14 protein-coding genes are annotated in these 21,714 nt (G+C 72.7%); 7 read left to right on the top strand and 7 right to left on the bottom strand.

What is annotated here, in order from left to right; all coding sequences use genetic code 11:
- Positions 1-222 precede the first annotated feature (222 nt).
- A complete protein-coding gene (locus ABZ809_RS21590; protein WP_357564360.1) occupies positions 223-1,743 on the top strand; it encodes a VCBS repeat domain-containing M23 family metallopeptidase in 1,521 nt (506 codons plus the stop codon).
- A 233-nt stretch (positions 1,744-1,976) separates the two neighbouring features.
- Positions 1,977-2,978, top strand: coding sequence for a LacI family DNA-binding transcriptional regulator (locus tag ABZ809_RS21585; RefSeq protein WP_357564359.1), 1,002 nt, complete (start codon positions 1,977-1,979; stop codon positions 2,976-2,978).
- A gap of 76 nt (positions 2,979-3,054) precedes the next feature.
- On the opposite strand, the gene ABZ809_RS21580 is transcribed toward ABZ809_RS21585, so the two are convergent.
- From ABZ809_RS21580 to ABZ809_RS21550, 7 genes are all read right to left on the bottom strand, one after another.
- A complete protein-coding gene (locus ABZ809_RS21580) occupies positions 3,055-4,689 on the bottom strand; it encodes a fucose isomerase (RefSeq protein ID WP_357564358.1) in 1,635 nt (544 codons plus the stop codon).
- Positions 4,686-6,239, bottom strand: a complete 1,554-nt coding sequence (locus tag ABZ809_RS21575) for an FGGY-family carbohydrate kinase (RefSeq protein WP_357564357.1) — start codon at positions 6,237-6,239, stop codon at positions 4,686-4,688. Before ABZ809_RS21575 ends, ABZ809_RS21580 begins: the two co-directional genes overlap by 4 nt.
- Before the next feature lie 83 nt (positions 6,240-6,322).
- Complete coding sequence (locus tag ABZ809_RS21570; RefSeq protein WP_357564356.1) at positions 6,323-7,327, bottom strand: substrate-binding domain-containing protein; 1,005 nt, start codon at positions 7,325-7,327, stop codon at positions 6,323-6,325.
- 28 nt (positions 7,328-7,355) lie between these two features.
- Positions 7,356-8,444 (bottom strand): ABC transporter permease, encoded by a 1,089-nt coding sequence (locus tag ABZ809_RS21565; RefSeq protein WP_357564355.1) that lies wholly within the window; start codon positions 8,442-8,444, stop codon positions 7,356-7,358.
- Positions 8,441-10,060, bottom strand: a complete 1,620-nt coding sequence (locus ABZ809_RS21560) for a sugar ABC transporter ATP-binding protein (RefSeq protein ID WP_357564354.1) — start codon at positions 10,058-10,060, stop codon at positions 8,441-8,443. The genes ABZ809_RS21565 and ABZ809_RS21560 overlap by 4 nt, the downstream gene beginning before the upstream one ends.
- A gap of 97 nt (positions 10,061-10,157) precedes the next feature.
- Entirely contained in the window at positions 10,158-12,284 is a 2,127-nt protein-coding gene (locus tag ABZ809_RS21555) for a family 43 glycosylhydrolase (RefSeq protein WP_357564353.1), read from the bottom strand.
- 2 nt (positions 12,285-12,286) lie between these two features.
- A complete protein-coding gene (locus tag ABZ809_RS21550; protein ID WP_357564352.1) occupies positions 12,287-15,571 on the bottom strand; it encodes a DUF2961 domain-containing protein in 3,285 nt (1,094 codons plus the stop codon).
- Between the two features lie 482 nt (positions 15,572-16,053).
- On the opposite strand from ABZ809_RS21550, the gene ABZ809_RS21545 reads away from it, so the two are divergent.
- The 5 genes from ABZ809_RS21545 (at position 16,054) to ABZ809_RS21525 (ending at position 21,650) form a co-directional block, all read left to right on the top strand.
- On the top strand, positions 16,054-17,049 hold the full coding sequence (locus ABZ809_RS21545) for an alpha/beta hydrolase-fold protein (protein WP_357564351.1): 996 nt from the start codon (positions 16,054-16,056) through the stop codon (positions 17,047-17,049).
- A gap of 349 nt (positions 17,050-17,398) precedes the next feature.
- Positions 17,399-18,103, top strand: a complete 705-nt coding sequence (locus ABZ809_RS21540; protein ID WP_357564350.1) for a tryptophan 2,3-dioxygenase family protein — start codon at positions 17,399-17,401, stop codon at positions 18,101-18,103.
- Positions 18,104-18,169: 66 nt separating this feature from the next.
- Positions 18,170-19,453 carry a tryptophan 2,3-dioxygenase family protein gene (locus tag ABZ809_RS21535; protein WP_357564349.1) on the top strand — a complete coding sequence of 428 codons (1,284 nt, stop codon included), beginning with the start codon at positions 18,170-18,172 and terminating at the stop codon, positions 19,451-19,453.
- A complete protein-coding gene (locus ABZ809_RS21530; protein WP_357564348.1) occupies positions 19,450-20,622 on the top strand; it encodes an aminotransferase class V-fold PLP-dependent enzyme in 1,173 nt (390 codons plus the stop codon). The genes ABZ809_RS21535 and ABZ809_RS21530 overlap by 4 nt, the downstream gene beginning before the upstream one ends.
- Entirely contained in the window at positions 20,619-21,650 is a 1,032-nt protein-coding gene (locus ABZ809_RS21525; protein ID WP_357564347.1) for a methyltransferase, read from the top strand. The genes ABZ809_RS21530 and ABZ809_RS21525 overlap by 4 nt, the downstream gene beginning before the upstream one ends.
- Positions 21,651-21,714 lie beyond the last annotated feature (64 nt).

Below are 21,714 nucleotides of genomic sequence, written 5' to 3'. Positions count from 1 at the left end.
TATTGACATGGGCCGAACTCGCCGGCTTCACTCTTGGCCAGCGGTAGACATGCGGCCAGCGCCGACAAGCTGCCACGGGGCGCCACCCGACTGCCCCGAGGGGTGACGTCCCGTCTCTCCCCGACGGCCGACCCGCCCGGTTCAGCCCGTGACAGGGGCGAGACGACCGGTCGCCGGCAGCGCCTCGACCCGTCCGATCGTCCCCCTGACAGGAGTCACGGCATGTCTCGCCATCCAAGTGACATCGTGCGTCGTACCCTGGTCGCCCTGCTCACCCTGGCCGCGGCCATCCTGACCGGCGTGGTGGCCACCCCCTCGCCCGCGCTCGCCGCGCCGAACTTCAAGGCCCCCTTCCCCTGCGGCCAACGGTGGACCTACAGCCACCACAGCGCCGAGGTGCGGCTGGCGCTCGACTTCGTCCGGGCCGACGGCGCGGTCACCTCGGGCACCCCGCAGGTCGCCTCCGCCGCCGGCGTGGCCCGCCGGTACTCGCAGCCCAGCGGCGCCGGCAACTACATCGTCATCGACCACGGCGGCGGCTGGACCACCTACTACTTCCACCTCAGCGCCTACTCGGTGCCCGACGGCGCGTACGTGCAGCAGGGCCAGCAGATCGGCCTGACCGGAAGCACCGGCAACTCGTCCGGCGCGCACATCCACTACGAGCAGCTCCACAACGGCGTGGGGCAGACGATCACGATCAACGGCGTGTCACTCGCGCCGTATCCCGGCCAGTACCACCAGCGGTTCCTGGTCAGCGACAACTGCGGCGGATCGTCGACCGGCGGCCGGTACCTGGCCGGCTCGCCGACGGACTTCACCGGCGACGGCAGGGACGACATCGTCGCCTTCACCCACGGGTCGCTCAACGACGTCTACGTGTCGTCGTCGACCGGCTCGTCGTTCGCCGGGACGTCCGTGAAGTGGAACGACTTCTTCGGCCTGACCGGCGAGACGGTGCTCTCGGGCGACTTCACCGGCGACGGCAGGGACGACATCGTCGCCTTCACCCACGGGTCGCTCGCCGACGTGTACGTCGCGCCGTCGACCGGTACGGCGTTCGCGAACGCGACGAAATGGCACGACTGGTTCGCCCCCAACGCCGAGGTCGCCGCGGTGGGTGACGTCAACGGCGACGGGAAGGACGACATCGTCGCCTTCACCCACGACGGCGCCGGGGACGTGTACGTCGCCCTCTCCACCGGCTCGTCGTTCGCCGGGACGGCGGTCAAGTGGCACGAGTACTTCTCGATCGCCGGCGAGTACCCGGCTCTCGGTGACGTCAACGGTGACGGCCGCGACGACATCATCACCTTCACCCAGGGGCCCGCGACGGCGTCCGACGTGATCGTGGCCCTGTCCACCGGCACCACGTTCGGCGCCAGCCAGAAGTGGCACGACCTGTTCGCCGTCGGCACCGAACAACCCCGCGTCGGCGACATCAACGGCGACGGCCGCGACGACATCGTCACCTTCACCTGCAACGCCGACGCCGACGTCTACGCGGCGGTGTCGAACGGCACGGGCTTCGTGGGCACGACGGTGAAGTGGAACGACTTCTTCTGCCTCGCCGGCGAATTCCCCTACCTCGCCGACGTCAACGGCGACGGCCGCGACGACATCGTCGTGTTCAGCAAGGGCGCCACCAACGACGTCTACGTGGGACTCTCCACCGGCAGCGCCTTCGGCGGCGGGGCCAAGTGGCACGACTTCTTCGGCCTCAACGGCGAGACCACGCTCTGAACCCACCGGCGGCAGGGCGGGGCCGGGGGGCCCGCCCTGCCGCCGATCGCCGCTCTCGAACAGGGAAAACTTGCTCCGCAGGACGGCGTCCGGCACGACGGAAATCGATTGCTGCGCTGGTATAGGATCCCCTGCAAGCCGGGACGGCCACGTCCTGGGCGCGGGAGATCGAGGCGACCGCCTCCGGCGGTGGGTCCGAGGGGTTCTCGGGCAGGGCCGACGGAGGTAGCCGGATGACGACGATCTACGACGTGGCCCGGCAGGCGCAGGTCTCGCCCTCGACCGTGTCGCGGGTGTTGAACGGTCAGGTGTCGGTCGACCCGGACATGGCCGCCCGGGTCCGCCAGGCGGTCCAGGAGCTGGACTACCGGCCCAACGCCGTGGCCCGCAGCCTCCGCCGCAGCCAGACCCGGCTCTGGGCCGTCATCATCTCCGACATCGGCAACCCGTTCTTCACGTCCATGGTCCGTGGCGTCGAGGACGTGGCGCAGGGCGCCGGGTTCTCGGTGGTGCTGTGCAACGGCGACGAGGATCCCGAGAAGGAGTCCCGGTACGTCAACGCGGCCATCGCCGAGCGGATGGCCGGCGTGATCATCTCCTCGTCGGGCGGGCCGGTACTGATCAACCGGCTGTTGGAGGCCCGCATCCCGCTGGTGGCGATCGACCGGCAACCGCGCGGCGTGGCGGTGGACACCGTCCTGGTGGACAACGCCCACGGTGCGGAGCAGGCCACCGCCCACCTGATCGACAGCGGCTACCGCCGGATCGCCTGCATCACCGGTCCCCGCCGGATCTCCACTGCGGTGCAGCGGCTGCGCGGATACCAGCGGGCGCTGCGCTCGCACGGCCTGGCCGTGCCCGACGACCTGACCCGGTACGCGGACTTCCGCGAGGAGGGCGGCTACCGGGCCATGGCGTCGCTGCTCGACGCGGGCGAGCCGCCGGACGCCGTGTTCGCCACCAACAACCTGATGACCGTGGGTGCCATGGAGTGCCTGCTCGACCGGGGGATCGCCGTGCCCACCCGGTGCGGCGTGGTCGGCTTCGACGACATCCCCTGGGCGCACCTGGTACGACCCTCCCTGAGCACCGTCTCCCAGCCCACCTACGACCTGGGGCGGGTCGCGGCCATGCTGCTCACCGAGCGGATCGCCAACCCGGCGAAGACGCCCTCGACGGTCACCCTGCACACGGGCCTGCAGGTACGCGAGAGCTCGTCCCGCCCGCAGCGGTAGACCGTTCCCGCCCCGCCGGCCGGGGCGACAGGCACCGGCCGACGGGGCGGGGCGATCCCCGGCGTGCCCGTACGGGTCAGATGTCGACCTTGCCGCACAGGTGCACCCGCACACCCAGCTCGGCGAAGAGCGCCGCCTTGGCCATCAGGCCACGGTCGGCGGTGGCCGCGTCCGGGGCGTAGACGACGTTGAGATGGTTGGCCTTGTGCCGGGCCATCAGCTGGTCACGGTCCACCCCGTGCAGCACCGCGTGCATGATCGGCCACTGGGGGGTCGTGGCGTCGAGCCGGCGTCGGGTCTCCTCCGCCGGCAGCTCGACCACGGTGCCCCGGCCGAGGTCGACGTGCAGTACGCCGTCCATGATGAACACCCGGGACCAGACGATCTCCCCCGGCTTCGACACCCCGCTGAGGGTTCCCCCGCCGAGCGGGAAGTACATCGGGGGCTGACGCATGCTGTACGACCGGGCGTAGCCGCCGTTGTGTGCCGCCGGCACCGAGCCGGAGATCTCGAACACCCACACGAACTCGGCGCCGTAGCGCTCACCCCACCGGATGTCGTGCAGGGTGGTGGCCGGGTCCAGGCCCATGGCGGTCCAGATCCGGTTGGTGACCAGCGAGTCGACGGCGACGCCCTCGTCGACCTCGTTGAAGTGCGGCAGTGCGGCGCCCGGGTACAGCTCCCGCGCCCCGTCGCGGCTGCGCACCGGCGGGCGCTGCACGTTGTTCAGCAGCCCCTCGGCCAGGTCGCTGGCCGGCACGGTGTCCTTGAGCCCCTGCTGGTACTGGATGCCCACCGCGTCGAGGCCGAAGTCGTCGGCGATCCGCAGCGCGGCGACGTACATCTTGAACTGGCTGAGCAACTGCGCCTCGGTGAGTTCGGTCGCCTCGTCGGTGCCGGTGTGGAACGTCATCCCGGCCTCGTCCAGCCAGGCGCGGACCGCCCGCGCCTCCTCGTCGGGGACCCGTGCCATCTCCGCCACCAGGGCGCTCTGCGACAGTCGCTCCTTGAAGATGCCCAAGGGGTTCAGCAACTCGTCGTCGATGATCGCGTTGTACATGCCCATGCAGCCCTCGTCGAAGACCCCGATGATGGCCCGCTCGGCGACGAGCTGCCGGGCGAGCGCCACGCCGAGGTCGACCTCCGGGCCGGCGGGCAGCGGCGGCAGGTCGCGTACGTGGCTCTCGTCGTGCACCACCTCGCCGGTCTCCAGCCAGGCGCGCAGCCCGTCGCGCGCCCAGTCGTCGGTGAAGTCCTCGCTCCACAGCGTCGAGTAGCGCACCCCCGCCTTGGTCAGGCTGCCGGCGAGGTTCAACAGCCCGACCAGGCCGGGGAACTGCCCGCTCCAGTTCGCCACGAGCAGGATCGGCCCCCGGTGCCGGCGCAGCCCGGCCAGGACGTGGTGGCTGTACTGCCAGACCGCCTCCACCACGATCAGGGGCGCGTCGACCGGGATGGTTTTGAAGATCTCGATACCGGCCCGCTGGCTGTCGACGAAGCCGTGCCCGGCGACCGGGTCCACGCCGTGGCCGCGCCGGACCTGCCACCCGAGTGCCGCGACGGCGGCGCCGAGGTCGGACTCCAGCCGCTGTTGGGTGGGCCAGCAGGTGACGTTCGCGCTCGGCCGCAGGTCGCCGCTGGCGACGGTGTAGACCGTACGGGGCTCGGCGGCGGGCGGCTCGACCAGCACGGGCATGGTGTAGTTGGTCACGAGGCGACTCCCTTGGCTGGCTGTTGGCGGGCGGGCTGGGTTCGCACCGGTTGGCGCGTCTGTAGGGCGGCCAGGGCGTGCACGACGGGCCTGGAGCCGGCGTACAGCTCCGCGTACCGTCGATACAGCTCGTCGTAGAGCGGGGCGAGTTCGGCGTTCGGCTCCCGGGTTTCGCGGACCGGGTTCCAGGCGTCGATCGAGACGTCCCGCAGCGTGCCGGCGGCCAGGAACGCGGCGCCGTAGCTGGCGCCGATGGTCTGCGACGGGATCTGCTGCGGGCGGCCGGTGATGTCGGCGACGATCTGCGTCCAGAGCCGGCCCTGGGTGCCGCCGCCCACGGCGACGATCCGGCGGATGTCCCCGCCGGCCGCCTCGATCGTCTCGACGTTGTGCCGCACCCCGAAACCGGTCGCCTCCAGCGCCGCCCGGTAGAGGTCGCCGCGGTTGTGCGAGAGGGTGAGACCGGCGATCACGCCCCGGGCGTCGGGGTCGAGGATGGGCGTGCGTTCGCCGGCGAAGAAGGGCAGCATGAGCAGCCCCCGGGCACCCGGGCCGGAGCGCTCGGCGAGGTCGAGCAGCTCCGGGAAGTCGGGGGCGCCGAACAGGTCGCGCAGCCAGGCGGTGATGGCACCGGAGGTCGCCATGCCGCCGGCCAGGTTCCGGGTGTCGGGCAGCGCGCCGACCGTGCCCCACAGCGCCGGGCTGGTCAGCTTCCGCGGGACCGTGTGCACCAGGAACATGGTGCTGCCGTACATCAGCATGAGGTCACCGACGTTCTGCGCGCCGACGCTGACCGCCTCCGACCAGGCGTCGATGGTCCCCGTGACCACCGGGACGCCCGGCCGGAGCCCGGTCACCGCGGCGGCCCGGCCGGTCACCGTGCCGGCCACGTCGCCCGGCCAGCGCAGCGGCGGCAGCTCCAGCCCGGGGGCGATCTCGTCGGCCCAGGGGCGGTACCAGTCCCGCGCGTCGGTGTCGTAGAGCGGGGTGCACTGGCTGGCCGACTGCTGGTCGAGCAGGTAGCGGCCGGTGAGCTGGTGGACGAGCCAGGAGGCGGGCATGAACAGTCGCCGGGCCGCGGCGAACACCTCGGGCTCGGTGTCCGCCACCCACGCGAGCTTCGGGCCGACGGCCTGGGTGGACAGCAGCGAGCCGCACCGGCGCAGGATCTCGTCGGCTCCGTACCGGTCGGTCAGCCGCTCGATCTGGGCGGTGGCGCGGGTGTCGACGCCGTACAGGATGGCCGGTCGCAGCGGCGTGCCGGCGGCGTCGGTGAGCAGGACGCACGGCCCCATGCCGCTCACCCCGACCGCCTGGACCCGGACGTCGCCGGGCGCGAGCAGCCGCCGGCTGAGGTCGACGAACTCCTGCCACCAGAGCCGCCCGTCCATCTCCACCCAGCCGGGTCGGGGGCGATCCACCCGGTGGTCGACGGTGGCCGAGCGGATGAGCCGCCCGTCGAGGTCGACGAGCACGCCCTTGCTGCTGGACGTGCCGATGTCGACGCCGATCACGGCGGCCGTGGTGCCGCCGCCCGATGTTCCGTTCACGTGCGTTCCCCGTCCCTGCTGCACTGACGACCTGTTCCGTCGGGCCGGGTGCGGCGCCGGCACGCCGCACCCGGCCGGCGCCGTCAGGCGCCGCCGAGCCTGGCGTACGCCTCGACGGCGTTCTCCTTGGTGATCCGCAGGGTGTCCAGGGTGGTCGTGCGGGGCACGTCCTTGGCGCAGTCCACCAGGATCTTCTTCGCCAGGTCGACGGCCTCCCGCCCGCCCGTGGCGTACTGGAAGGTGGCGGCGAGCCGGCCCTGCTCGACGGCCTTGATGCCGCCCGACGGCACGGGCAACGCGTCGATCCCGGTAAACTTGATCTTCGTTTCGACGCCCGCGGCCTTGGCCGCGAGGTAGGCGCCCTCGGCCATCGGGTCGTTGTGCGCGTAGATCGCGGCGACGTCGGGGTGGGCCTTGAGCAGCGCGTCCGCCACCGACTGGCCCTTCTCCCGCAGCCAGTCGCCGGGCTGGCTGGCGACGATCTGGATCTTCGGGTTGCTCGCGATGCCGTCGCGGAAGCCCTGGGCGCGCTCGGCGGCCGGCGTCGAGCCGGGCAGCCCGGCGATCTCGATCACCTTGCCGCCGCCGGGCAGCAGCGTCGTGGCGTAGTACTCGCCGGCCGCCTTGCCGATCGCGACGTTGTCGCCGCCGACGAACGCCGTGTACGCCTCGCCCTCGACCTTGCGGTCCAGCACGATGACCGGCACGCCCTGGTCGTACGCCTTCTTGACCACCGCGGTCAGCGGCTTGGCCTCGTTGGGCGAGATGACCAGAAGGTCGATCTTCTGGGTGAGGAAGTTCTCGACGTCGGCGACCTGCTTGCTGTTGTCCTGCGCCGCGTCGGCGACCACCACCTTGAAGCCGGTCACGGCCTTCGCCGCCGTCTCCACGTCGTTGTTCATGACCTGCCGGTAGGGCTCGGCGTTGTTGGCCTGCGACATCCCGATGAGGAAGTCCTTTCCGGCGCCGCACTTCGCGGCGCCGGTGTCGCCGCCGGCCTTCTCGGACGGTGTCTCGACGTTGCAGCCGGTCGAGGCGACGAGTGCGCTGGTGGTGAGCAGGGCGAGCAGGACGGTACGGGTACGCATGGGGGTGGCTCCTCGGTGTCGGTGGGCTTCAGGTGATGCTGTGCCGCAGCTTCTGCAGGGCGGCGGCGGCCACGATCACCAGTCCTTTGATGAGCAGTTGCACGTTGGCGTCGATGTTGTTGAGGGCGAGGATGTTGTTGAGGATGCCCAGCAGGAGCGCACCGGCGAGGGTGCCCGCCATGGAGCCCGAGCCGCCGGCCAGGCTTGTCCCCCCGATGACCACGGCGGCGATGGCGTCCAACTCGTATCCCGCGCCGTCGTTGGGGCTGCCCTGGTTGAGCTGCCCGGCGTGGATGATGCCGGCCACCGCGGCCAGCAGCCCGGCGATGGCGAACACGGCGATCTTGACCCGGGTCACGGGCACGCCCGAGAGCCGGGCCGCCTTCTCGTTCCCGCCGATCGCGTAGACGTGCCGGGCGAACGCGGTGGTCCGCAGGACCACGATCGCGGCCACGCCGATCGCGACGAAGAGCACCGCCGGCACCGGAACGACACCGTTGATGGAACCGTTGAGGATCTCGAACGCGGGCGGGGCCTCCTGCGGGCCGTCCCCGTACGCGATCGGGACACCGAGCCCACCCGACCAGATCCGCGCGAGGCCGCGGGCGACCTGGAGGCCGGCGAGCGTGACGATGAACGACTGGACACCGAGGCGCGCGGTCGCGTAGCCCTGCAACGCCCCGAACAGCGCGCCGATCACGAGCACCACGGCGACGGCGGGCAGGATGCCCAGCCCCGAGTCGACCATCAGCGTCGCCACGCCGACGGCCGACAGCCCGAGGATCGCGCCGACCGAGAGGTCGATGCCGCCCAGCAGGATCACGAACGTCATGCCGACGGCGATGATGCCGATCTCCGACACCGCCCGCACGATGTTGCCGAGGTTGCCGGCGGACAGGAAGAGGATCTCGCCGTCGCGGGTGGGCGAGGCCACGATGGCCACCACGAACACCACCAGCAGCGCGAAGAGGCTCTGCACGGCGAAGAGGCGGTCGACGAGCTCCCGGCGGCTGCGGGGACGGTGCAACCACCTGCCGGCGGAGCCGGCCAGCCCGGCCGTGCCCGTCGCGGGCGGCACGTCGGACGTCGCGGGGTCCGGTGCCCGGGTGTCTGTCATCGGTCGTCCCTTCCGGCGGCGGTGCCGCCCATCGCCGCCGCGAGGATCTCCTCGCCGGTGCTGTCGGCCGCCGCCAGGTCGGCCACGGCCCGGCCGCGCCGCAGCACGACGACCCGGTCGCAGACGCCGAGCAGCTCGGGCAACTCGGAGGAGGCCAGCAGGATGCCCATGCCGCCGTCGGCGAGCCGGCGCAGCAGCCGGTAGATCTCCGCCTTCGCGCCGATGTCGACCCCGCGGGTCGGCTCGTCGAGCAGCAACAGCCTCGGCTCGGCGAGCAGTTGCCGGGCGAAGACGACCTTCTGCTGGTTGCCCCCGGAGAGCGCGCCCACCGGGGCCGCCGCCGACGGCGTCTTGATCGCCAGCTCGGCGATGGTGCGCCGGACCGCTGCGCGTTCCCGTCGGCGTCGGACGAACCCGACGGTCGTCAGCCGGCCCAGGGCCGTCAGGGTCATGCTCCGGCCCACCGGGTGTTCGAGGACGAGCGCCGAGCGCCGCCGGTCCTCGGGCACGAACCCCACCCCGGCGCGCAACGCCGCCCGTGGGTCGCGCGGGGCGTACGGGCGGCCGGCCAGCCGCACCTCGCCGGTGCGGCGGCCCGGGGACCCCGCGCCGTAGAGGGTCTCCAGCAGCTCGGTGCGGCCGGCGCCCATCAGGCCGGCCAGGCCGACGATCTCGCCGGGCCGCACGGTGAGATGGATGCCGGCCGGCTCGCAGCGGCCGGGCCGGACGACCTTCGGCCGCACCGCCAGGTCGTCGACCTCGAGCAGCGGGGCCGGGGCGTCGCCTGCGGGCGGGCGGCTGCCGGCCGCGCCGGTGGCGGCGTCCCCGGCCGCGTCCCCGCCGGTCGTGCCGCTGTCGGTCGTGCCGCTGTCGAAGAGGGACTCGACCGGTCGCCCGACCATCAGCGCGATGATCCGCTGCCGGTCGGTGCGGCCCGGCCGCACGGTGCCGGCGACGCCGCCGTTGCGCAGGACCGTCGCGCGGTCGGCGATCGACTCGATCTCCTCCATCCGGTGGGAGATGTAGACGATGCCGACCCCGTGCCGGCGCAGGCCGGCGATCGTGGCGAACAACCGCCGCACCTCCGCGTCGGCGAGCGCCGCCGTGGGCTCGTCCATCACGAGCACCCGGGCGTGCAGCGACAGCGCCTTGGCGATCTCGACCAGCTGCTGCTCGCCGACGCGCAGCGAGCCGACCGGCCGGCGCGGGTCGATGTCGACGCCGAGCCGGGCCAGTTGTTCCCGCGCGGCCCGGACCATCGCCTTGCGGTCGAGGGTGCGCAGCGGCGTGCGCGGCTCCCGGCCGAGGACCAGGTTCTCCGCGACCGACAGCGCCGGCACGAGGTCGAGTTCCTGGTGGATGGTCGCGATGCCGGCGGCCTGCGCCTCCGCCGGGCCGGCGAAACGCGCAGGCCGGCCGTCGATCGCGATCTGTCCGTCGTGGTCGGTAACGATGCCGGACAGGATGTTGATCAGGGTCGACTTTCCCGCGCCGTTCTCGCCCAGCAGGGCGTGCACCTCGCCCGCGCGCACCGCGAAGTCGACACCGGCCAGGGCGACGACCCCGCCGAACCGTTTGGCGATGCCGGTCATCGTGACGACCGCCTGGTCACCCATGCGAGCCCCTCCCGGCGAGAAATCGATTTCCGATCAGGAAACGTATGAGACGGCCGTCACACTGTCAAGACCCGCGCGACCGTCCCCACCGGACGCCTCAGGGGGTGGCGTTGATCGCCGCGTAGACCCCGTCGGCGAAGCCGACGTCACCGCCCACCCCGCTCGCCGCGAAGCGCCAGGTGCCGCCCGGGTACCTGCCGGGCTCCCAGGACGTGCCGCCCGACCGCCACAGCGGCTGCCAGGCGGCCATCGCGTGGCCGGCGTCGTACCAGGTGTTGTCGCCACGCCAGGCCGACGCCCACCGGTGCGCGGCGACCACCGACAGGCCCGCGCCGGTGGTCATCGTCCACGCCGGCATGCCCGTCACGTCGCCGGTCGGCCGGGCCCGCACCGCCGGGTCGCCGACCGCCGGCAGCGCGCCGTCGACGTTGAAGGCGACCTCCCACACGGGCGCGCTGGGCCGGCCGTTGACCGACCACGTGACGTCGCTCTGCAACGCCGGCCCGGTCCACCGCGGCGCCACCGTGAGCAACCAGTCGGCGGTGACCGGCTCGTCGCCGAATCCGATGCCGACCAGGTTGATCCGGGAGCCGTCGGCCGACACCTCGACCCGCGCGGGCGGACCGGCCCGGTCGGTCACGTCGAAGCGACCGACCGCGAGGTACGGCCCGGTGCCGCGGTGCGACGAGTCCAGTGCCGGGCGGTGGGCGCCGCCCCCGGCCGGGTCCACCGCCAGCGCGGCGATCCGGGCGTGCGGCCAGGTCCGGACGTCGGCCCGGAGGAAGCCGGTGTGCATCGTGTAGCCGCGCGCGACCACCCCCGTCGACCAGGTGAGGGGGGCCAGCCACAGCCCGCCCTGGCCCCAGCCCGCGTGGCTGAGATACCAGTTGGCGCCGTCCACGACCACCTCGGCGGCGTGCGCGTCCAGCACCGTCACCTTGTCGGCGCCCTCGAACCGCAACGGATCCCTGCTCCGGTACACGGCGGTACGCCGGTAGGCCGCGCCGTAGTCGGTGCCGTCGCAACAGACGAAGAGGTAGTACCAGTCCCCCCGGCGCACCACGAAGGGCGACTCGGTCTGGCCCGCCGCCTGCCCGGTGTGCGGCGACGAGTACGCGATCGCACGGGCGCTCCAGGTGCGCAGGTCCGTGCTGGTGCGGTACGCGACGACATGGTTGCCGCCGGTCGGGCTGGATGTCGCCGTGTAGTACATGACCCAGCGGTCGCCCACCCGCGTCACCATCGGGTCGCGGCCCTCCCACCCGTCGGTGAACAACGGGTTGGCGGGGCTGCGGGTCCAGGTGAACAGGTCGGTCGAGGTGGCCAGGTGCATGCGGTAGTTCGCGAAGTCCGGATTACCGGCGGCGTAGAACATGTGGTAGACGCCCGCGTCGTAGACAACGTGCGGCGCCCAGATCCACTGCTCGCCCGCCGCCGGATCGGCGGTCAGCGCGGGTGGTCGCTTGGTCCACGGCCCGGTCGGGGTGGGCGCCGTGGCATGGCCGAAGGTCTTCTCGTCCAGCGGCGCACCTGGCTCCGCGTGAGTGATCGCGAAGACGTGCCACAGCCCTGTCTGCTGGTTGCGCACGATGGTGTGGTCGTTGTAGTACCACGACACCGCCTCGCCGACGCTCGGGTCGTAGACCCGGGTGAGCGTGCCGCGCGCGGGCGTCTCCGCGACCGTCTCGTACGGCGTCGAGGTGACCGCGGCCAGCGGGCCGACGCGGCGCAGGGTGACCGTGTCCAGGCCGGCGAAGAACCCCGTCGACGCCGCCGCGCGACCGGTCACCGTCACGGTCAGCCGGTGGCTGCCCGCCGTCAGCGACGCCGAGCCCAGCGGCACCGCCCCGGTGCGCTGGACGCTCGGGGCGTACCCGTCGAAGAGCTGGCCGACCGCCACCCCGTCGATCGCGAACCGCACCGTGCCGTAGTCGCCGGCCCGGGTCAGCACGCCCCCGATGTCGTACTGGCCCGCCGGCACCGAGGGCAGGGCGAGGGTGACCGAGTCGCCCGCGCGGGCCCCGCGCAGCCACAGCTGCCGCCCGCCCGACCAGGCCACCCCGCAACAGTTCGGCTGGGACTCGACGGGTGCGGTGGCCGAGACGACCGACAGCGACTCCGCCTCGACGCGGATCGGCTCGTCGGCAGCGGCGGCGGGTCCCGCCGGGGCGGCCACCAGGGCCGCCCCGAGCAGGGCCACACAGAACACGCGGAAGAGTCGCATGGTCACACGCTCGGCCGGGGGAACTCGGTGCCGGTGGCGAAGCGGTCGTGCCACTTGCGGGGGGTGGGCGCGAACCGGCCCCCCTCGGAGACCGCGACGAACACGTCCGCCGCCGTGCCACGGGTGAACGAGACCGCGTCCGCACGGCCGTCCCCGTTCACGTCGCCGAGCCCGGGCACCTCCGTCCCGGCCGCGAACAGCTCGTGCCACTTCCAGCCGACCTGCACGAACCGGCCGCCGTCGGAGAGGGAGACGAACACGTCGCCGGTGGTGCCCTGGCCGAACGCGACGATGTCGTCGCGGCCGTCCCCGTTCACGTCACCCACCGCGGGCACCTCGCTGCCGACCGCGAAGCGGTCCTGCCACTTCCAACCGTCCTCGACGAAGCGGGTGCCGTCGGAGAGCGAGACGAAGACGTCCGCCTGCTCGTGGGTGCCCCGGGTGAACGTCACGATGTCGTCGCGCCCGTCGCCGTTGAAGTCGCCGACGGCGGGCGTCTCGGCACCGAGCGCGAAGTGGTCGTGCCACTTGACGCCGGGCCCGAAACCCGAACCGTTCGACAACGCCACGTAGACGTCGGCAGCGTCCCCCCGGGTGAAGGTGATGATGTCGGTCAGCCCGTCGCCGTTGACGTCGCCGACCGCCGGCACCTCGGTGCCGACGGCGAAGAAGTCGTGCCACTTGACCCCGGGTCCGAAGCCCGAACCGTTCGACAACGCCACGTAGACGTCGGCAGCGTCGCCCCGGGTGAAGGTGATGGCGTCCGCCCGGCCGTCGCCGTTGACGTCGCCGGTGAACGGCACCTCCTCGCCCACCGCGAAGAAGTCGTTCCACTTCCAGCCGTCCTGCACGAAACGGCTCCCGTCGGAGAGGGAGGCGAACACGTCCGCCGCGCCGCCCCTGGTGAAGACCACCGCGTCGTCGCGCCGGTCACCGTCGAGGTCGCTGGTGTTGCGCGCCCGGGTGGTCGCCGACACCTCGGCCGACGGGGCGCCGGCGTTGCCCCCCACGTCCACGGCCACGACCCGGTAGTAGCGGGTCTGGTTGGCCGGTAGCGGACCGTGCCGGAAGGTGGTGGCGCGCGACGTCCCGACCAGGTTGGCCGGAGTGATCGCGACGCCGGGGCCGGTGGCGGAGTAGATCCGGTAGCTGGCCACCCCGACGTCGTCCGACGGCTCGGCCCAGGACAGCCCCAGGGCGTGCATCCGGCCGCCGGCCAGGGTGAGGCCGGCCACGGCACCGGGCGCGGTGGTGTCGGCGCGCGGCGACACCATGCTGTCGGCGAGGTACCGCGCCGCCGTCCAGGCGGGCGAGCCGGCGACCGGGGTCAGCGTGACGGTCACCGAGGTCCGGCCCGCGGTGAGCGCCGCCGGCAGGACGAACTCGTCCGCGAGCCAGCGCTGGCGGGCGTTGCCCAGCGGCTGCGACCAGACCCCGGCCGGGGCGCCGTCCACCGCCACGTTCGCCTGCTGGTAGCCGCTCTGCTGGTCGCTGTGCCGGCGCAGCCGGACCCCCTGGTTGCCCGGATCCACGGCGACGCGGAAGCTGACCGCCGCCGTGGTGGCGCGGACCTGCCCGGTGACGGTGACGTTGTCGTCGTCGCCCTCGAACGGCGCGGTCAGCGCGTACTGGGTCGCCGCGCCGTCGCTGTAGCCGTGCGCCGCGCGGCTGGCGGCGTCGCCGGTGACCAGCGTGTCGCTGCGCCGCATCGCGACGGTGGGCTGGGTGTAGAGGAACGCGGTCGAGGCGTAGTCGGCCGGCATGTCGTTGACCGGCCCGTGCTCGATGCCGAAGCGCAGCGCGGTGGCGTACGGGACCGCGTCGCCGATCATCAGGCGGTAGGCGGCGTCGCACTCGTCCACGCAGCCGCCGGCCCGGAAGAGATGCGCGGTGTTGCCGGTGAAGACGCCGCTGTACTCGCCCCGGTTGAAGTACCACCCGGACTCGTAGAAGTCCTCGGCGCCGGTGCCGTAGATCTGCGGCGTCGGCGAGCCGTCGACGTACACCCGCTCGTCACCCTCCAGGTAGTTGCGGGTGTTGCCGCCGACGATGTGGCCGCGCATCGTGTGCGAGACCCCGACGAAGCGGCCCCGGCCGATGGTGTCGGCGAAGATCCAGTCGCTGCCGCCGACCGTCTCGGCCCGCCGGGACTGCGTGGTGAAGTAACCGGCGGCGCCGGCGGGGTCGAGGGCGGCTGTCCACTGGGTACCGGGCGCGGAGGTCACCTCCGCCTGGACCCCGCTGACGGGCGTGCCGGTGGTGTTCGCGAGCACCACCGTGGCGTTCGACCGGAACGGCATCGGCCACCACGCGGTGTACCAGCCGCCGGGCGCGTCGTCCATCGCGAACATCAGCGACCGTACGCGCCGCTCGCCGAGCCCGCCGCCGAAGAACTCGCCGACCGGGCTGTCCACGGTCCGGCGGCCGTCGAAGGTGATGCGCAGGCGCAGCCCGGACAGGACGGGTTCGCTCGCCACCGCGTCGGGCACCCGCAGCCGGAGCGTGGTGACCGCGCGGGGGCCGGTGAGCGTGGCCAGCGTCGCCTGGCCGCCTGCGGGCACCGACACCGTGGCGCTCGTGGTGCCCGCACCGGCCTGGGCCGGCTTGGGATCCCGGGTGCCCGCGGCCCGCAGCCTGTCCAGCACGTCGGTGGCGGGGTCGGCGGGGTCGAACCGGGTGATCCCCACCGGGTCGGCGAACTCGCGGAACGTGACGTGGTAGAAGAGCGGATTGTTCTGCGTGGTGATCCGCATGGAGTCGCGGTAGGGCATCGGCACCTTGACCGTGACGCCGCCGGAGGTCTGGTCGGCGTTGCTCACCAGCGGGGCGACGAACGGGCTGCCCAGCGCTCCGTTGACCAGGCCCTGGAGGCTGCTGTTGACGACCACGACCCCGTCGAGTTCGATGCGGATCCAGCCGGTGGCGCTGACGTTGCCCTCGTCGCGGGTGAACCAGATCGACTGCACCTCACCGGGCCCGCGGTCCTCGGCGAGGACGCAGCCGTTCGACTGGCGCAGGCAGGAGTAGGTGCCGACGAAGCCGTCGTCGTTGGCGCCGGCGCGGTCGAAGCTGGAGAACTGGCGGGTCCGGGTGCCCGCCGCCAGCTCCGGCAGCCGGTCCAGCCTGCGGTAGGCGTCCCAGCCGACCGGGCCCTTGTCGTCGGCGACGGCCAGGACGGCCGCGCCTGCTCCTGGCGTGGTGGGCGCGGCGGCGGCCGCTGCTCCCGGTGTGATGGTCACCAGCGCCGCCGTGGCGGCGCCGAGCCAGCGGAGGGTACGTAGCCTCATGGGTGTCCCTTCGGGAGCGCCGTCGGTGACAAGAAATCGATTGCTCGCGAGTTAACTGGCATAGTCGATGACTGTCAATACTTGCCCGCCCGGCATGAGTGACGAAATCTTCCTTCACCCGCGACGGTCCCGTTTAGCGCCCCCACCGGGGCCCACCACGGCCACCGGAGCCCACCCCCGCAGGCGGGGCGGAGCGGGTGAATACGGGACACTCCGTCACGGCCCGGGGACCGAGGGTCCGCGGCCTCGGCGGCCACCGACCTCGACCCGATTCGATCGCTCCCCCGACTGGACAATCATCCATCGACGTTCAAGACTGTACCGGGAAATCGGTTTCTCTCGTGCCGGCACGGTGCGGTGGTGATCCCGCCGGCAGCCGACACGGCCGGCTCGGTCGCGACGGCGAAACCGCCTGCCCACCGCGCCACCCCGCTCGGCAGGCCCGTGACGGCGCACCTGACACGTCCCTGATGGAGGATCCCATGGACAACATCCCCGCCCCCCGCGCAGCCCTCAGCCGCCGCCGGCTCCTGACCGGCGCGGCCGGAGTCGCCGCCGCCGGGGCCTTCGGCGGCACGCTCATCGCGCCCTCGGCGGCCAGCGCCGCCGGCGACGGGCACGGCCTGCGCATCGTGGACCGCAACGAGAACGGTGGCCGCCTCCAGTACTACCGCTTCGCCACCGACGCGATCGAGTGGGATCCGGCCGTCAACGTGCTGCTGCCCGACGGCTACCACACCAGCGGCAAGCGCTACCCGGTGCTGTACCTGCTGCACGGCGGGAACGCCGACTTCCGCACCTTCCACATGCAGGACAACATCATCAACCTGACCGCCGGCAGGGAGCTCATCGTCGTCATGCCGGACGCCTCCACCGGCTGGTACTCCAACCCCGTGCACAGCAACACCGGGCCCCGCAACTGGGAGACCTTCCACATCGCCCAGCTGCTGCCCTGGATCGAGCAGAACTTCCGCACCTTCCCCGAGTACAACGGCCGCGCCGTCGCCGGCTTCTCCATGGGCGGCTTCGGCGCCCTCAAGTACACCGCCAAGTACTACGGGCACTTCTGCTCGGTCAGCTCCCACTCCGGCCCCGCCAGCCTCCGCCGCGACTTCGGCCTCGTCGTGCACTGGGCCAACGCCACCTCGGCCGCCCTCGACCTCGGCGGCGGCACCGTCTACGGCGCGCCCCTGTGGGACGAGGCGCGGGTCACCGCCGACAACCCGATCCAGCGCATCGAGAGCTACCGCAACAAGCGCATCTTCCTCGTCGCCGGCACCTCGCCCAACCCGGTCAACTGGTTCGAGACCGTCAACGAGACCCAGGTGCTGGCCGGCCAGCGCGAGTTCCGCGCCGCGCTCGGCCGCGCCGGCATCCCGCACGAGTGGCGCGAGCCCACCGGCGGCCACTACTTCCGCCACGAGCTGTTCGTCCAGGACCTCAACGGCATGCTCGGCCGCCTCCGCCGCGCCGGCTGACCCGGCCGCCGCGCCACCGCCAGCCGCCGCCGTACCGGGACACCCCCGGTACGGCGGCGGCTTTCTCGTGCCCCGCCCGACGGGAACCGTCGACCCAACCCCGCACCCACCCGCCGGCCGTGTGACGTGTCAGCCGTTCACCACGATTGACGAATGTCGACCGAACGTGCTAACAAACCGCCTTTGAATGCCGCCGAAAATGGCGGAAACCCTCCCCTTTCCGAAACCGGACACGGGCCGCGACAGAGACGTGACACATTGCCTTTCGTCGTTGCATAATGGCCGCCGCACGCGCTGTCGCACCGTCGGTTTCCGATGCGGCGACGCCAACCGAAGGGGACACAATTCCGTGAAGCGGGACCACTCACCTGTGCTGCCTGGCGACGGCGCCACGGACTATGCGCGCTACATGCGGCTGGACGCGCTGCTCGACCTGCAACGGCGTCCGGAGGAGATGCTCCACCGCGACGAGCTGCTCTTCCAGGTGGTGCACCAGTCCACCGAGTTGTGGCTGAAGCTCGCCGCCGCCGAGCTGGCCGAGGCGGTCACCCGGCTGCGCGCCGGCGAGCTGGCGGTCACCGAGTCGCTGCTGGCCCGGGCGACGCTCGGGATCCGGCTGGTCACCGACCAACTGGAGATGTTCCGGCACCTGTCCCCGGCCGACTTCCAGGCCATGCAACCGGCGCTGGGCAAGGGATCCGGCGCCGAGTCACCCGGCTGGCGGCAGGTCCAGGCCACGAGCCGGCAGCTCGGCCGGGCGTTCGCCGAGCACCTGGAAGCCCAGGGAGTCGACCCGGCCACACTGGGCCGACCGGATCCGGCGGACCCCGTCCAGCGGCTCGCCGAGGCGCTCGTCGAATGGGACGAACGGGTGTCGCTGTGGCGGACGCGGCACTACCAGCTCGCCCTGCGTGTCGGGGGCCACGCTCCCGACGGCGCCGAGGCGACGATGCTCGCCAAGCTCGTCGGGTACCGGTTCTTCCCCGAACTGTGGCGGGCCCGCCTGAAGCTCACCGACGGATCCGGTAACGAATCACAGGTCGGCCGTCCCTGACAATCCTCGCCCACCAGAAATTGTCAATCCCTCCCCACCCGTCTGCGTGGCGACCGAAATGTCGAGGTGCGGTTCGTGCGTGAACTGACGAGTTGGCTGTCCGGTGCCGGTGAGCCCGACAGTTTCCCATACTCCGCCGTGCTGGCGGAGTTTCACCGGGTCGGTAAACACTTCGTCGAGAAGGAACTGCTGGCCCTGCTCGACCAGGCCCGTGCGCATTCGACGGTGCCGGCGGCCGCGCGGGACCCCCACGCCCGGTTGCTGGGCGACTTCCTCGACGCCGCGCTCGACAAGTGGGACGGCCGGTACGACTACCGCAGCTACCTGGCGCTGCGACTGCTCCGGCTGCCCTGCGGGGACGACGTTGACGACGGGCCGGCCGCCGACCCGGTCGGTGCCCGGCGGGACCGGGACCGGCTCCTCGTCCGCCTGGTCGCCGACGCCCTGGCCTTCGAGCTGACCGCCGCCTCCGGCGCCACCGACCTGCTGCCCGAGCAGCGCCCGAGCCGGGACGTGGTGGTCAAGCGCTACCGGCTCGGCGTACGGGCCGCCTCCCCCGCCCTCGTCCGGATGGGGCTCGCCGGCACGGTCCCCGACCGGGAGCCGGTGGCCACCCCGGACGAGCTGCGGGCCCTCGCCGCCGACCCGGATCCCGTCGGGGAGCTGGTGCTGCGGCTGAGCATGCTGCCGGTCCACGTGACACACGACGAGTACCTGTTCATCCGGGTGCTCCAGGCGTACGAGTGCCTCTTCGCGGGGATCGCCGACGAGCTGCGCGCCACCATCGCCGCCCTGGCCGCCGGCCGCGCGGGGCCGGCGGCCGAGCGGCTGGCGTACGCCCGGGAGCAGCTCACCGCCGCCGGGCCGCTGTTCTCGCTGCTGGCCACGATGCAGCCGGAGGCGTTCCGGACGTTCCGGGAGTACACCGAGGGGGCGAGTGCCATCCAGTCCCGCTCCTACAAGCTGATGGAGGCGCTGTGCCGTACGCCCGAGGGGTCGCGGCTGGACTCGGCCGCGTACCACCAGGTGCCGGAGGTGCGCGACCTGGTGCACGCCGGACGGCCGTCGATCGACGACGCGTTCCGGGCGGCGGTGCGTGACGGCCTGCTCGCCGCGCCCGGCGGCGAGCGGGTCGAGGAGGAGATGCGGTCGTTCGCCGCTGCGCTGCTCCAGTGGCGGCGCACACACCACCGGCTCGCGACCCGGATGCTCGGCCCCCGTCCCGGCACCGGCTACACGGAGGGCACGCCCTATCTGGCCGCCGTCCGGTCCATTCCGGTCTTCACCTCCGTCGCCGACGACTCCCGACCCCCGTCCCCGACCGAGCCGACCGGAGGCAGCCCCGAGTGAGCCCGCCCGAACCGCAACCGCACGTGCCCGAGTGCCTCGACGCCACCGCGCACGCCGCCCTGCGCGCCGAGTTCCCCCTGCTCCAGACCGCCGTCTATCTCAACAACAACTCCACCGGCGCGGTGCCCAGAGGCGCGGAAGAAGTCCTCACCGGCTACTGGGAGACGCTGCGGAGCTGGCGCGACGAGGTCTGGCAGGGCTGGCACGTCGGCCTCGACCGGTACGCCGACTCGGTCGCCGCCCTCATCGGCGCGCCGGCCGGCAGCGTGGTCACCGACGCGAACCTGAGCACGTTGCTCGCCCGGGTGGCGTCCTGTTTCGACTACCGACCGCCGCGCGACCGGGTCGTCACCACCGACCTGGAGTATCCGACGGTGCCGTTCATCTGGAACGCGTTCCGCCGCTACGGCGCCCGGCTCGACGTGGTCGGCTCGGGCGGCCCACGGTTCGACGAGGACGCCATCGAGGCACGGATCGACGAGCGCACCCTGCTGGTGTGCGTCCCGCACGCCAGCTTCTCCTCCGGGGCCACCATCGACCTGCCCCGGCTGGTGCGGCGCGCCCACGACGTCGGCGCCCTGGTGGTCGTCGACGCCTTCCAGAGCGTCGGGGTCATGCCGCTGGACGTGGCGGCGCTCGGCGTCGACGTCGTCCTCGGCGGCGCGCACAAGTGGCTCTGCGGGGTCGGCACCGCCTTCCTCTACGTCCGCCCGGGCCTGGTGCCGGAGCTGGAGCCGGCGGCGACCGGCTGGCAGGCCGGCGACCGGGCGTTCACGTTCCAGCCGTCGACCGGCTGGGCCGACGGGGCCCGACGGTTCGCGGGCGGGACACCGTTCCCCCTGACCTCACTGGTCTCCCAGGTCGGCCTGGACCTGCTGGCCGGCGTCGGCATCGCCGCGATCCGCCGGCACTCGCTCGCCTGCACGCAACGGGTCCTGGACCGGGCCGCGGCGGCCGGCATCGACGTGGTCAGCCCGACCGAGGCGCACCGGCGCGGCGGCGTCGTGTGCCTGGACGTCGCCGACGGCGAGGCCGTCAAGCGGCGGCTGGTCGCGCGCGACATGGTCTGCAGCTGGCGGGGCCACCTGCGGGTCGGCCCGCACGTCTACAACACCCTCGACGAGATCGACACGTTCATGGATGCCCTGGAAGAGGAGCTGAAACGGTGAAGGTCACGCTGTCCCCCCGGGCGCTGATGAGTCTGCTCGCCAACGGGCCCAAGGCCATGGACGTGCTGGAGACCGCGCTCGGCACGGGCCTGCTCGACGCCCTGGAGCCCGGGCCGGCGAGCCTCGGCGAGCTGGCCGCCCGGTTCGACGTGCGGCCCCTGCGGCTCTACAAGTTCCTCGACTGCCTGGAGAGCCTCGGCGTCGTCGAGCGCAGCGAGCCGGGCGACGACATCACGACGGCCACGTACCGCGCGGTGCCCGGCCTCCGGGACGCCGTCACGGCGGTCGTCGGCCCCGGCGCCGTCGAACGCGACCGGGACCGTTACCCCTGGCGGCGGCTGCACGGTCGGCTGGCCGAGAGCCTGCGCGGCGAGGTGAGCATGAGCGACGACGACTTCGCCTGGCCCCCGAAGAGCGACGAGCAGACCGCCGACTTCGAGCGCAGCATGGCCGTCGGTCTCGGCCCGGTGATCGAGACGGTGCACCGCAACGCCGACCTGCTGTGGTCGGACCGGCGCCGACTGCTGGACGTCGGCGGGGGCGACGGCACGCTCGCCGCGCACGTCCTCGACGACGCCCCGGGGCTGCGGGTCGACGTGTACAACCTGCCCGCCGTGGCACCGCTGGTGGAGGCCACCCGGGCCCGTACGGGGCACGCCGGCCGGCTGGGTTTCGTCGGCGGCGACTTCTTCGCCGAGCCGCTGCCCACGGGCTACGACGCCATGGCGTTCGTCCGGGTGCTGCACGACTGGCCGAACGACGTCGCCCGCCGGCTGGTCGAGAAGGCGTACGCGGCCCTCGAACCGGGCGGCCTGCTGGTGATCTGCGAGGAGTTCCGCACCCCGGACCGCCTGGCGATGCAGTTCTTCTGGAGCTACTTCCTCATCGGGGTCGACAGTTGCGTCAGCCGGCTGCGGGAGGTCGAGTTCTACACCGGCCTGCTCAAGGAGGTCGGCTTCGACCGGGTGGCCGTGCTGCCCGGCGGCTGGGAGGTGGTCTGCGCGTACAAGCCGGTGGCCGGGGCGTGACCCGCCGGGCAGGCGTGGCGGGGCCGCTCCCCCGCCACGCCCGCCCGGCGGCGTTTGACCGCCG

The organism is Micromonospora sp. NPDC047074 (genome assembly GCF_040643815.1).
GTDB lineage: Bacteria > Actinomycetota > Actinomycetes > Mycobacteriales > Micromonosporaceae > Micromonospora.
This window is presented reverse-complemented; position numbering and strand designations above follow the sequence as displayed.

Coding starts and splice junctions, on each gene's coding strand:
- ABZ809_RS21590 (WP_357564360.1), top strand. CDS start 223: ATGTCTCGCCATCCAAGTGACATCGTGCGTCGTACCCTGGTCGCCCTG.
- ABZ809_RS21545 (WP_357564351.1), top strand. CDS start 16,054: ATGGACAACATCCCCGCCCCCCGCGCAGCCCTCAGCCGCCGCCGGCTC.
- ABZ809_RS21565 (WP_357564355.1), bottom strand. CDS start 8,444: ATGACAGACACCCGGGCACCGGACCCCGCGACGTCCGACGTGCCGCCC.
- ABZ809_RS21555 (WP_357564353.1), bottom strand. CDS start 12,284: ATGCGACTCTTCCGCGTGTTCTGTGTGGCCCTGCTCGGGGCGGCCCTG.
- ABZ809_RS21585 (WP_357564359.1), top strand. CDS start 1,977: ATGACGACGATCTACGACGTGGCCCGGCAGGCGCAGGTCTCGCCCTCG.
- ABZ809_RS21550 (WP_357564352.1), bottom strand. CDS start 15,571: ATGAGGCTACGTACCCTCCGCTGGCTCGGCGCCGCCACGGCGGCGCTG.
- ABZ809_RS21570 (WP_357564356.1), bottom strand. CDS start 7,327: ATGCGTACCCGTACCGTCCTGCTCGCCCTGCTCACCACCAGCGCACTC.
- ABZ809_RS21560 (WP_357564354.1), bottom strand. CDS start 10,060: ATGGGTGACCAGGCGGTCGTCACGATGACCGGCATCGCCAAACGGTTC.